The organism is Desulfosporosinus fructosivorans (genome assembly GCF_004766045.1).
Classification (GTDB): domain Bacteria; phylum Bacillota; class Desulfitobacteriia; order Desulfitobacteriales; family Desulfitobacteriaceae; genus Desulfosporosinus; species Desulfosporosinus fructosivorans.
Map to the genome: position 1 here is coordinate 463,991 of NZ_SPQQ01000004.1, position 13,297 is coordinate 477,287.

Annotated in this window: 11 protein-coding genes; 1 reads left to right on the forward strand and 10 read right to left on the reverse strand. The window is 45.3% G+C overall.

Annotated elements, in window-relative coordinates; genetic code table 11:
• Positions 1-104 precede the first annotated feature (104 nt).
• Positions 105-1,421, forward strand: a complete 1,317-nt coding sequence (locus E4K67_RS14275; RefSeq protein WP_135547779.1) for a replication-associated recombination protein A — start codon at positions 105-107, stop codon at positions 1,419-1,421.
• Between the two features lie 142 nt (positions 1,422-1,563).
• On the opposite strand, the gene trxA is transcribed toward E4K67_RS14275, so the two are convergent.
• From trxA to E4K67_RS14325, 10 genes are all read right to left on the reverse strand, one after another.
• Positions 1,564-1,893 carry a thioredoxin gene (gene trxA, locus E4K67_RS14280; RefSeq protein WP_135547781.1) on the reverse strand — a complete coding sequence of 110 codons (330 nt, stop codon included), beginning with the start codon at positions 1,891-1,893 and terminating at the stop codon, positions 1,564-1,566.
• A 31-nt stretch (positions 1,894-1,924) separates the two neighbouring features.
• Positions 1,925-2,206: a metal-sensitive transcriptional regulator gene (locus tag E4K67_RS14285; RefSeq protein ID WP_135547783.1), complete on the reverse strand. Its 282-nt coding sequence runs from the start codon at positions 2,204-2,206 to the stop codon at positions 1,925-1,927.
• A 69-nt stretch (positions 2,207-2,275) separates the two neighbouring features.
• Positions 2,276-4,048: an aspartate--tRNA ligase gene (gene aspS / locus E4K67_RS14290; protein WP_135547785.1), complete on the reverse strand. Its 1,773-nt coding sequence runs from the start codon at positions 4,046-4,048 to the stop codon at positions 2,276-2,278.
• The gene (hisS, locus tag E4K67_RS14295; RefSeq protein WP_135547787.1) at positions 4,045-5,322 is read right to left on the reverse strand and encodes a histidine--tRNA ligase; all 1,278 of its coding nucleotides are present in this window, start codon (positions 5,320-5,322) and stop codon (positions 4,045-4,047) included. The genes aspS and hisS overlap by 4 nt, the downstream gene beginning before the upstream one ends.
• A 365-nt stretch (positions 5,323-5,687) precedes the next feature.
• Complete coding sequence (locus tag E4K67_RS14300; protein WP_135547788.1) at positions 5,688-6,308, reverse strand: MBL fold metallo-hydrolase; 621 nt, start codon at positions 6,306-6,308, stop codon at positions 5,688-5,690.
• A 20-nt stretch (positions 6,309-6,328) separates the two neighbouring features.
• On the reverse strand, positions 6,329-6,778 hold the full coding sequence (gene dtd, locus E4K67_RS14305) for a D-aminoacyl-tRNA deacylase (RefSeq protein ID WP_135547790.1): 450 nt from the start codon (positions 6,776-6,778) through the stop codon (positions 6,329-6,331).
• Between the two features lie 2 nt (positions 6,779-6,780).
• The gene (locus E4K67_RS14310) at positions 6,781-9,009 is read right to left on the reverse strand and encodes a RelA/SpoT family protein (protein ID WP_135547792.1); all 2,229 of its coding nucleotides are present in this window, start codon (positions 9,007-9,009) and stop codon (positions 6,781-6,783) included.
• A 43-nt stretch (positions 9,010-9,052) separates the two neighbouring features.
• Positions 9,053-9,565 (reverse strand): adenine phosphoribosyltransferase, encoded by a 513-nt coding sequence (locus E4K67_RS14315; RefSeq protein ID WP_135547794.1) that lies wholly within the window; start codon positions 9,563-9,565, stop codon positions 9,053-9,055.
• A 15-nt stretch (positions 9,566-9,580) separates the two neighbouring features.
• Positions 9,581-12,019, reverse strand: a complete 2,439-nt coding sequence (recJ, locus tag E4K67_RS14320) for a single-stranded-DNA-specific exonuclease RecJ (protein WP_135547796.1) — start codon at positions 12,017-12,019, stop codon at positions 9,581-9,583.
• A gap of 151 nt (positions 12,020-12,170) precedes the next feature.
• Positions 12,171-13,151, reverse strand: a complete 981-nt coding sequence (locus E4K67_RS14325) for a cation diffusion facilitator family transporter (RefSeq protein ID WP_135547798.1) — start codon at positions 13,149-13,151, stop codon at positions 12,171-12,173.
• Positions 13,152-13,297: the final 146 nt, after the last annotated feature.

Below are 13,297 nucleotides of genomic sequence, written 5' to 3' on the forward strand. Positions count from 1 at the left end.
CCGAAAATCAAAGGCGCTGTCTGCGTCATTGCCCCAGGCTTGTGTACTTATTATGGAAATTTCACATCAGATATTCCCCAATGGTTTAGGAAAGGAACGTGACTATGGATCTTTTTTCAGCGAGCTTTGATCAACATCTGGTCGCCCCCCTCGCAGAGCGTATGCGACCAAGAACGCTTGAGGAGTATATCGGACAAAGTCATATTCTTGGCGTCGGAAAACTCTTACGTCGAGCCATTGAAGCGGACCGTGTTTCTTCTCTAATCCTTTATGGCCCACCAGGCACGGGCAAGACCTCGTTAGCACAAGTCATCGCGGCTAAAACTACGTCACGTTTTATCCGCATTAATGCCGTCACTTCGGGCGTTAAGGATATACGCGAAATCACTTTGCAGGCTACTGATGATCTTCACCTTTACAGGAAACGCACCTTAGTTTTCTGCGACGAAGTTCACCGCTTTAATAAAGGACAGCAAGATGCACTCCTTCCTGCCGTCGAAAACGGTACCATCACCTTTATCGGAGCTACGACGGAGAACCCCTTTTTCGAACTTAATTCTGCACTCCTGAGCCGTTCCACGCTTTTCCGTTTGGAGCTTCTCACTCCTTCAGAAATTCGCCTTGGCCTTGAATTGGCCTTGAAAGACTGCGAACGTGGCCTAGGCCAATATCAGGTAGAGGTTTCCCCTGAAGCTTGGGAACACTGGGTCAATTATGCCAACGGGGATTTACGACGCGCCCTTAATGCCTTAGAGCTAGCCGTACTCACTACCCAACCTGAAGGCGGTATTCGCCGAATTTCCCTCGCTATAGCTGAGGAATCTATTCAGCAACGGTCCATCCGGTTCGATAAAGTCGGAGATAATCATTATGACATCATTTCCGCATTTATTAAAAGTATGCGGGGCTCGGACCCTGATGCCGCACTCTACTGGTTAGCCATATTATTGGAAGCTGGCGAAGACCCACGTTTCATTATACGCCGGATTATTGTACATGCCTCCGAAGACATTGGCCTTGCAGATCCTACTGTCATGCTTCAAGCGCATGCAGCGGCCAATGCCCTCGAATGGTTAGGCATGCCTGAGGCCAGGATTCCCATAGCTCAAGCTGTGCTAGCTATTGCCACCGCTCCAAAAAGCAATAGCACAGTCGAGAGCATAGACCGAGCCCTAGCTTATGTAAGACAACAACCCACAGGGGAAGTTCCCGCCCACCTCAAGGATAGCCACTACCCTGGCGCAAGCAAATTGGGCCACGGGCAGCAATATCTTTACCCTCATTCCTACCCCAACCACTGGGTCGAACAAACATATCTCCCCCCCAATGTCCAAGGTCAAACTTTTTATATCCCCTCGCAAATGGGAAAAGAGAACTTAGCAAACCCCAAGGGGGCAAAAGATCCCCAAAAGGAAGGTTAAACACTTCCTTGACATCCTTGTTCGTCACAAACCATCTGAAGTCTTATCCCCCGCACTTCCAAAGAAAGCGATGCCCACATTTGTTTGGGCATCGCTTTCTTTTTATTCAATTCTCAGTTTGACTAAAGGGGTTAACTAAGAATTAGAGCTGGGCGTCGAGCATTTTGACAAGATCAGGTTTTCCACGGAAACCAGTGATTTTGTCAACCATCTTGCCCCCTTTAAAAATTCCAAGGGTAGGTATACTCATAACTCCATATTGCTGTGAAATAGGACCATTTTCATCGACATTGAGCTTTCCGATGACAATTCGGCCGGCATACTCATCTGCAAGTTCATCGACAACGGGAGCCACCATGCGGCATGGACTACACCATGGAGCCCAAAAATCTACCAACACCGCTTGCTCAGATTTCAGAACATCCGCTTCAAAGTTTGCAGTAGTAAAGGTCTTTACATTTGCACCTGCCATTAACAATTCCTCCTAATTAGTCGAATACGACTTATTTGATAAATTTTGTTAGCACCCCGATAAGCTCCTCGATCGCTGCTTCCTGGTCACTGTTTTCAACAGCATTTAGCATACATCTCCGTGAATGATGTTCAAAGACAATCGTGCCCACTCGGTTAATTGCGGCCCGGACTGCAGCCACTTGTATTAACACGTCTACACAATACTTGTCTTCGTTAACCATGCGTTGAATTCCTTTAACTTGACCTTCGATTTTTTTAAGCCTGCGAATGAGATCCTCTTTGGATTCTGTATAAGGGGTTGAATTTGACATGCCACGCATTCCTCCGATACCCTAAGGGGGTAGCTATTATCCTATTATAGCTAATAACCCCCCTCACTGTCAAACGGTTTTTACAGTTTTAATATGCAATTCCTGTAATTGTTTGTCCGCCACAACGGAAGGAGCCTGCGCCATTAAATCTGAAGCGCTTTGCGTTTTTGGGAAGGCTATTACGTCTCGAATATTATCCTTTCCTGTTAAGAGCATAATCATCCGATCAACCCCAAAAGCGACTCCACCGTGGGGTGGGGTTCCATATTCAAAAGCTTCTAGAAGGTATCCGAATTTGTCCACCGCTTCTTCCTGAGATAAGCCTAATAAATTGAACAACTTCTCCTGTATCCCTCGCTTATGAATTCGAATACTCCCTCCTCCCAGTTCTGTGCCATTGAGTACCATATCATACGCTTTGGCCCGAACGCTAAGAGGTTCCGATTCGAGAAGTGGCAAATCTTCATCCATAGGTGCCGTGAACGGATGATGAATTGCAATGTGACGTTGTTGCTCCTCATCATATTCCAAAAGTGGGAATTCTGTAACCCATAAGAAATTCATAGCATCTTCTGGAATGAGCCCTAATCGTTTTGCCAATTCTAAACGAAGATGACCAAGGGCATCCGAGACGATCGAGTAAGTATCAGCAACAAAAAACACGATATCGCCAGTCTCAGCACGCGTACGTTCAAGCAAAGCACTCATTTCGAGCTCTGTAAAGAACTTGGCAATGGGTGATTTGATCCCTTCTTCACCCAGAACAATCCAAGCCAATCCCTTAGCCCGATAAGTGCTGACAAACTTTCCAAGCTCATCTATCTCGCGACGTGGTAGTGAGGAACACCCTTTGGCACAGATGCATTTCACGCTCCCGCCGTTAGCTACTGCATTGGCAAACACTTTAAACCCGGTCTTGCCCACGAGATCTCCCACATCGATCAGTTCCATGCCAAAGCGTGTATCCGGTTTATCCGATCCAAAACGATCCATGGCTTCCTTATAGGTTAGACGAGGGAAGGGCATTTCTACCTTTTTTCCTATCGTTTCTGAGAAAATCTGCACCATTAATCGTTCCATCATGGGTAAGATGTCTTCCACTTCCACGAAAGACATCTCCACATCAAGCTGTGTGAATTCTGGTTGACGATCCGCTCTTAGATCTTCATCCCGGAAACAACGAACAATCTGAAAATACTTCTCCATTCCTCCCACCATGAGAAGTTGCTTATATATTTGTGGGGACTGAGGCAAGGCATAGAATTCTCCTGGCCGCACTCGACTAGGAACCAGGTAGTCCCTTGCTCCTTCTGGGGAGGATTTAGTGAGCATTGGGGTTTCGATTTCATAGAAGCCTTGACTATCGAAGAAATTTCGCATAATTTGGGTGACTCGATGACGTATCTTAAACACATTCTGCATTTCAGGACGACGTAAATCCAGATAACGGTATTTTAAGCGCACCGTTTCATCCACATCAACCTGATCAACAATATAATAAGGAGGATTCTTCGAACCGTTTAATATTTCCAAGGACTCAGCAATAACTTCGATTCCTCCAGAAGCTAAGTTCACATTAACCATACCCTGAGGCCGGGCAATCACTCTACCCAAGATGGAGACTACAAATTCAGAACGAAGACTTTCTGCGAGGGTAAATCCCTCTCCCATGTTCTCTGGACCAAAGACAACCTGAACCATGCCTGAGCGATCTCGCAAATCGACAAAAATCAGCCCTCCGTGGTCACGACGTCTCTGAACCCAACCCAACAAACGAACGACCTCGCCGACTTTTTCTAACCCTAACTTCTCATTTTCAACTCGTTCTGAAAATATTGTCATGCGTTAACACCTCTCTGATACATCTTGTTAATTTCTTCCACTGCCTTACGAAGCGGTACCTGATTTTGTTCTCCTAAGGTTAAATCACGAATAAGGAGAACTTTTTCCTCCAGCTCTTGTTCTCCAAGAATAAGTGCATATCTAGCGCCTTGGCGATCAGCCGCTTTGAGTTGAGCTTTCAAGCTTCGATTAAGTAGATCCATACTTACGGGTATACTTTGAGTTCTTAAAGCACTCATCAGCGAAAATCCCTCAATCTGGGCTTTTTCACCTAGGGCAACCAGCATAGCGAACACTCTGGGTTTTTCCTCGGGTAGTTTATGCTGAACTTGGAGTGCAGCTAAGATTCGCTCCATCCCCATGGCAAAACCGAACCCAGGCGTTGGAGGGCCCCCGATTTCTTCAACCAATCCATCATACCGCCCACCACCACAGATAGCACTTTGCGCTCCGATTTCCTCCACCATAACTTCAAACGCTGTTTTTGTGTAATAATCCAAGCCCCGTACTAAACGAGGATTAACTCGACAAACCACACCTGCAGCCTCTAAAAAAGCCAAAACCTTCTCAAAATGGGTACTGCAGTCCTCGCAAAGCGTATCACGAGTTGTCGGGGCGCCTATAGTGGCCGCTTGACAGGCAGGGTTCTTGCAATCTAAGATGCGCAATGGATTGCGGTCAAATCGGTCCAGACAGTCCTTACATAGACCGTCCCGTCGGGTGGTTAAGAATTCTTGGAGTTGCACCCGGTGCTTTGGACGACACACTGGACACCCCACCGAATTAACATGGACTTCAAGCTTGGTAAGTCCGAGTCGCTTATATAAGTCCCACACCAAGCTGATCACTTCGGCATCAACAACGGCTTGATCTGCACCTAACACTTCAACTCCGAATTGATGAAACTGACGAAAACGTCCGCTTTGTGGTCGCTCATAGCGAAACATAGGACCAATATAAAAAAGTTTAATAGGTTGGGGTTGCCCGTAAAGCTTATTCTCAACATAAGCACGACACACAGATGCTGTCAATTCCGGCCGCAGGGTCATCGAGCGGTCCCCTTTGTCTAAAAAGGTGTACATTTCCTTCTTGACGATATCGGTAGTTTGTCCAACACCGCGCTGAAAAAGTTCTGTTGCTTCAAACATCGGTGTACGTATCTCATCATACCCGTATTCACGACAAACGCAACGCATAGTTTCTTCGAGATATTGCCATTGTTCAACCGTTCCTGGCAACAGATCCTGAGTCCCTTTGGGACGCTGAATCGCCATATTTCATTCCTCCTTGATCTTATTTCCAAAAAGTTTACTTTTTGGATTGAAAAAAAAGCCCTCGTTCCTTGCTTTGCGCAAGGGACGAGAACTTCTCGTGGTGCCACCCTAATTGACGGAATTTTCCGCCCACTTTCCAGTCTATAACGAGACCAACCGTTGTAATAAATATTCCCTTTGAGGTGTCCTACCGAGTATCTCTCAGGCTAGTTCCAGTCATGCTAGCCCTCCCTGATGAAAGAGTGACCCGGGATCTTTCTAAAAGGTATCGTGAATATCATACATATTTATTAATATCATTCTATATTCTACAAAGATTATTAAATTTTGTCAACTTCAGACATAAGGAAAGGGAAATGATTGTTTCATGCCAAGTAAGGATTGTCCCGTTTTTCTTCTCCAATGCTGGTCTCTTCACCATGCCCCGGGAAAACCCGGGTATCATCTGGAAGAATCATAAGTTTATCCTTTACTCCTTTAAGGAGTTGATCTAACGATCCTCCAGGAAAATCTGTCCGACCAATTGAGCCAGCGAAAAGCGTATCTCCGCTAAACAGTCCTTCATTGCTTAAAAAACAAACGCATCCTGGTGAATGCCCAGGAGTTGCAATCACTTTTAGTTTTTCATTGCCAACAGCAATTTCCTGCCCATCCTGGAGTAGCAAATCCGCGCTTTGAAGGACGAGTCCGCGCCCCATTAAACTGGATAGGTTCTTCATCCCATCGGTAAGCATCCCCGCATCTCCGGCATGTATCCCTACTAAGACATTCCCTAAAAGCACTCTGAGCTCATCGACCGCTCCAATATGATCCACATGCCCGTGGGTAAGCAGAATATAGTCAACTGTTAGGCCCTTCTCTACAACCCAGCGATGTATCCTTTTCCCTTCCGCCCCAGGATCTATAATAACCGCTTTCTTACTTTCTGGGCAGGCAAAAATATAACAATTTGCCCCCATCGCACCCATTGCTCGTCCCTCAATCATTCAATAATTCCTCCTTTTTACTAAAACTTTTTCTCGCTATCCAAAAGTAACGTTACTGGTCCATCGTTGATCAGCTCTACATCCATTTGAGCTTGAAAAACTCCTGTTTCTACCTTCACTCCGCGGCTACGTAGCTCTTCTAAGCTCCGCTCATACAATGTCTTGGCCAGCTCCGACGGTGCAGCACTCGTAAAGCTTGGGCGTTTCCCACTACGACAATCGCCATAGAGCGTAAACTGAGAAACTACCAGGATTTCTCCGCCCACATCAAGAACGGATAGGTTCATTTTTCCTTCTTCATCTTCAAATATCCGAAGGCCTACAAGTTTATCCACCAGCCAATTTAAATCGTTTTTTCCGTCTTCTGGTCTGAATCCGAGCAGGACCAAGAGTCCAGCCGAAATTTGACCCACACGTTCTCCATTCACTGTAACCGATGCCCGTTTAACACGTTGCACAACACTACGCATGATTACTTTCCTCCTGTGTGAACCCGCTCGACATCCGTAATATCTTTAACCTTACGAATTTTATGCATCACCATTTTAAGCTGTTCGACGTTGCGTATCTCGACACGCAACTGAATATGAGCAATATTATCTTTTCCTACCTTGGCATTAATGCCTAAAATATGGGTACGTGTATCTAAGACCGTGTTCATGACCTCGGTAACCAAGCGGGGCTTGTCCTTCCCAAAGATTTGAATATCAACGGGATAGGTAGAATCAATCTCTTCAGCCCACATTACCTCTACCACCCGTTCATGCTCTTCTTGAGCATGACTGAGTATATTGGTGCAGTCCCCGCGGTGAATAGAAACTCCACGTCCCCTGGTGATATAGCCAATTATGGCGTCTCCTGGCAGAGGATTACAGCAACGTGAAAAACGCACCAACACGTTATCTACCCCTTTTACTCGAACCCCATGGGAGGCTTTGCCGTAGGGGCTCGGTTTTTTCCCCTCTCCTTGTTGTAGCGACTCAAGGTGCATTTTTTCCCGTTCTTCTTTAGACAGTTCCTCTCGCAAGCGCATCAGAACTTTATTGGGAGTTATTACACCGTCGCCGATGGCGGCGTACAAATCATCCACCCCTAGGAAATTCTGGCTTTTCCCAATTGCTAAGAGACTATCTAGTTTAAGGACATTTCCTGGGTCAAGCCCAAGTTTGCGCACCTCCCGATCCAAACTTTCACGGCCACGGGCAATGTTATCTTCTCGTTGTTCTTTCTTAAACCATTGACGAATTCTATTCTTTGCTTGAGAGGTTTTAACAAAAGCCAACCAGTCTCGGCTCGGCCCACCCCCCTGCTTTGAAGTGAGAATTTCTAGAATGTCTCCATTCGTCAATTTGGTTTCGAGGGGAACAATCCGTCCGTTAATCTTTGCGCCAACACAACGATGCCCCACATCTGTATGGACTCGGTAAGCAAAATCAATCGGGCAAGAATCGGCTGGTAGTTCAACCACATCTCCTTTTGGAGTAAAAACAAAGACAGTATCTGCAAATAAATCAATCTTGAGAGACTCCATAAACTCTCCGGCATCCCGGGAATCATGTTGCCACTCCAGCAACTGGCGCAACCAAGAAAGCTTTTGGTCAAAGTTTACGCTCGCTGCTTTGTTACCACCATCTTTATTACCGCCGTCTTTATTACCAACTTCCTTACTGCCACCTTCTTTGTACTTCCAATGCGCAGCAATACCGTATTCAGATGTACGGTGCATTTCACACGTCCGGATCTGGATTTCAAAGGGTTCACCCTGGGCCCCGATCAAAGTAGTATGCAAAGACTGGTACATATTGGGTTTTGGCATGGCTATATAATCTTTAAAACGGCCAGGTATCGGCTTCCATAAAGTGTGGATAATTCCCAACGCACCATAACAATCGTTGACCGATTCAACGACCACTCGAATCGCCATTAGGTCGTAGATTTCGCTCAGTTCTTTGTTCTGAGTAATCATTTTACGATAAATACTATAAAAGTGCTTTGGACGTCCAGCTATGTCTGCGTATATCTCAACTTCATCTAATCGTTCACGCATCTGAATAATCACTTCATTGATATATGCTTCGCGCTCCTGTCGTTTTAACGCAATCTTTTCAACTAAGTCATAGTATTCCTGTGGTTTTAGATATCGAAATGAAAGATCTTCCAACTCCCATTTAATCCTGAAAATCCCGAGACGGTTAGCCAAAGGTGCGAAAATTTCAAGAGTTTCTTGGGCAATTTCTTTTTGTTTTTCGACCGAATGGTATTTCAAGGTACGCATATTATGAAGGCGATCAGCCAGTTTAATGAGAATAACCCGAATGTCCTTGGCCATGGCCAAGAACATCTTGCGCAAATTCTCTACTTGTTGCTCCATCTTGCTCTTGTATTCAATTCGTCCGAGCTTAGTTACTCCATCGACAAGCAAAGCGACTTCTGACCCAAATTCCTTCTCTATATCCGCCAATGTATACGATGTATCCTCCACAACATCATGGAGTAAGGAGGCAGCAATGGTAGCTTCATCCATTTCCAGTTCAACTAGAATTTGGGCGACTTGAAGGGGATGGTGAATATAGTCTTCCCCGGAGTTGCGAAGTTGGTTCCTATGCGCCACTTCAGCAAATTGATACGCCTTGTCTACCAGGGCTAGACGCGCCTGGGGAGATTTCTTTTGTAGTTTTACCCTTAACTCCGCGAAGGACATTGGCGAACTCCTCTCATCCACATATACCGTAGTTCACTGATACTTAATACTGGACCAAAGAAAAAACGGGATATTCGGTCAATTTTTCTCTTCCATTTAAAAATGTTAATTCTATTAAAAAGCCCATCCCAAGCATATCCGCGCCAATCTTTTTCATTAAGTTTGCAGTAGCCAGCATTGTTCCTCCGGTTGCCAACAGGTCATCGACTATGACAACCCGTGTACCAGGAGCAATAGCATCTGCATGGACTGCTAATGTATCAAACCCATATTCTAAAGCATAGGTTTCTCTTACGGTTTTGCCAGGTAATTTACCGGGTTTCCGAACCGGCACAAAACCAATTCCTAAGGCATAGGCGAGCGGAGCGCCTAGTAAAAAGCCACGAGCCTCTGGTCCGACAATCACTTCTGGCTGCCAAGGCTTAATTCTTTCTACAAGTGCATCAATCGAAGCCCTGAACACTTCACCATTTCTGAGCAATGTAGTTATATCTTTGTACGAAATCCCTTCCTTGGGAAAATCATTAATCACGCGAATATGTTCTTTAAAATCCATGACTGCTCCGCCCTTCTAGCAATTAACTTTTCCACCTTCACCCATTTTACCCACTGTATCATCGAGCGAAACGAGTTCGCTTAATTCACGTTGAAACTTGAACGCGGTTTCCAGGCGCTCTTTCGAATTTCGATAGCGTAAAGAAGAATCGAGATCTAGCTTACTCTGGGCTGGAATCCATTCCAAAGCAATTTTATCCGTGCCCCCTAGGAAACGAATGAGCCCTAATTCTTCAAAAATCTTAAGTGCGATTCGTTCAACACTCGAGATTTTCGAGTCACACCCATAGTGAAAGGGGTTAACTATTTTCGCTTTGGCCAACAAATCTCGGTATATTTGGATAAGTTCTTCGCGCGAAATAGATTCACACCGTTGACGAACTCTTTCTTCCGGTAGACTTTGAAACCCCGCAAGTGCAATGCGATTTACTCCTAATTGCCGTAGTTTCTCGATCCCTTCCCCAAAATCCTCTTCGGTTAGTGGGAGTCCGAGAATCAAACCAAGTCCTGCTCCCTGATTCAGATGATCTAAACTGGGCTGAGATGCTTTTTCTGAAGACTGTCCCTTATCATCCGCATCACTCCAGTGCCGTAGAATCGGCTCGCCTCCAGTTGTGTCCCAAATCCACATTTGCTCTTTGATACCTAATATTGGCCATTCTTCACAGTTTAATTTACGCCAGTCCAGCCAGAGAATCTCTGGTAGATCTAATGTTGCAGCAACTTCATGATAACCGTTGCTTTCTCCGCTGCGCCAGTTCGCATTAGCATGAATGTCTTTGATCATCATTTGTACAGTTTCTCGCCCACGGAAATTATTCCAATCTAAGGAAAATGCTACATCCAAGGCGCTTTCACGGTTCAGCTCATTTATACGTTCTCCTATGCGAAAAGCAACCCCTTCCTGTTCTCCCTGAGATCCGAAACGAAATTTTAGATGACTACGCTCTTTCCCAATAGCACTAACGGAGTGTACAGGAACCTCTTTGCAAGCAAGTATTGGCCCGGGGTTTCCGAAACCAAACGGAGCCAGCTGTTCGAGTTGGTGAAGCAAATCTCCAGTTACTGTGTCCAGAGTAACTTGACGATCAATTTTTAACTCCTCTTGAAATAAGGTTTCCGCAAAGGCTGATGCTTGTTTATTCAATCCTATTCTAAAGGCTTCAATATCTTCCGTAAGTATGGAGAATCCTGCGGCCGCGCGATGCCCGCCAAACTTTGTTAATAAATGAGCTTGGGTTGTCATTTGTTCTAAAACAGGGTAACCAGAAATCCCACGGGCCGATCCTTTGGCTTCTTCCCCTTCCTCAGCGATCATAAAGACTGGACGATAATAACGTTCTACCAAACGAGATGCTACGATCCCAATGACCCCATGATGCCAGTGATTTGACGAAAGCACAATCACTCTAGGTAGGGGTTTTTGTTCCACTATAGCAATCGCTTCGGCCAGAATTTCTTTTTCCGTTTCCTGACGCGACTGATTTTCCTTAGTTAAGAGACGAGCCAGCTCACTCGCCCGCTCCACGTCCTCAGTCAGGAGAAGTTCCAGTCCTGCTCGGGCACTGTCCATTCGTCCAGCGGCGTTAATCCGAGGAGCAACCATGAAGCCTATTTGGCCCGCTTTCAGAGGTTTACCTCTTAGCCCGCACTCTTCGATAAGAGCCTCTAGTCCTGTGTGACGGGTCTTTTCCATCTGAAGAAGTCCATAATGAACAATAATGCGGTTTTCTCCAACTAGAGGGACTAGGTCTGCGATTGTCCCTAACGCCACTAAATCTAAGAGTTCCAGTTCAGAGTGTATTCCCACTTCACTATTTCCAAAAGTTTGTAGTAAGGCTTGGGTTAATTTGAACGCCACGCCAACCCCAGCTAATTCTCGAAACGGGTAACCTGCATCCTTAACTTTAGGGTTTAATATTGCGAATGCTTCGGGTAAGGTATCACTTGGTTCATGGTGATCCGTGATAATGACATCAATATTCAATGATCTTGCAAGGGCAACTTCTGCGACCGCAGTGACCCCACAGTCGACGGTTATCAAGACACTCACGCCTGCCTTAGCCGCACGCTCAATAGCTTCGGAGTTTAATCCATACCCCTCGTCTTGGCGGTGGGGAATATAAGACACAGCGTTAAAACCCAAATCACTAAGGACTTTGTATAACAAAGAAGTGCTTGTCACCCCATCCACGTCGTAATCTCCATAGACAAGTACTTTTTCCTTCTGCTTTAAGGCTAATGATAACCGATCTACCGCTCGTGACATATCACGAAAACAAAACGGTGAGGGCAAATTTAAAAGCGTAGGACGCAAAAACTCGATAGCCTCTTTAGGCTGAGGAAAACCCCTCTGAGCCAAAATATCAGCGATGACTGGAGAAATCCCAAGAGAATCTTGGAGTGTTGTTGCCGTTCGTCCGTATAATTGTTGCATAGACCATATTCGTTTCACGCTTAATTCCCCCAGACTATTATTATAAGACAGAGTACAAACTACAGCAACGATTAGTATAGGGGAAACTTGCTCAGCTGGAGTTTAAACCGTATTTACTTTGGTTTAACTACAAGAATTAGTCATACTTACTTAACTTACTTCCTAAATATTATCTGTTATCTTGGTCTCTGGCGTCTGATCTGACCTCTGTTATTTGGCAGCGCTGACAGGTGGGAGCTAGCCCTTCTTCAACAGGACATTCTGACTCCCTGGGGCTACAGGGTTCTGCATGAATTAGAACATGAGTCCCCTGCAATTTTAAATTTATTTCTTTTTCAATTAAGTCACATAATTCATGAACGTCAAGGACAGAAGTGTATTTAGCAACCACCAAATGTAAATCCACATGCCTTTCTGCTCCAGCCTTCCGAGTTCGAAGCTTATGAAATTCCAGAAATTCATCCGCATGATCCATAAGGACAACGGCAATAATTTCACATTCCTCCTCGGGCAAGCTGACATCAACCAGTGGCGAAAATGCTTTTTTCGTCAACTCAAATGAGGCTCTAATTATCATTAAAGCGACTCCAAGCGCGATGATGGGATCTAAGATAGTCCAACCTGTAATCTTGATTAAGAGCAGACCTATAAAAACCCCAACCGATGTATAAACATCTGTCCTCAAATGCATAGCATCTGCCTCTAGAGCAACAGAGTCAGTTCGTTTTGCAACTCTCATTAATTTGGTTGATACGATCAAGTTCATAATTGCAGAAACTCCCATGACGAGTATACCTAAGCCCAATCCTAAGTCTCCAACATGGCCACCTTTGCCCCCAATAATCGCCTGCAGCTTTTGAATTGCTTCGATGATAATCATAAGAGCTGCAACGAATATAAGAGCTGCCTCAATGGTGCCAGATACATTTTCGATTTTCCCATGTCCGTACGCATGGCGTGAATCGGCAGGTTTTCCAGATTCTCTCACCGCAAAAAGTGCAATGAAGGCCGCCAGCAGATCGATTCCAGAATGAATACCCTCTGACAAGATACTCACTGACCCACTGATTAACCCAATCACCACTTTTGCAAGTGTCAAAAAAATATTCGAAGAGACAGATAACCAAGCCGCCTGAGTCCTTTCTTCCACGATCTAGCTCTCCTCACCTTCCATTAAGAACTTCCGCGTCCTGAGTCATCGCCTTGTTATATATTCTACTGGCATACAAAAATAGGACTCCTTCTAAAAAGGAAGTCCCGCGGATTAATCCGCTGCCTCATACTTTGAAGCCCAGC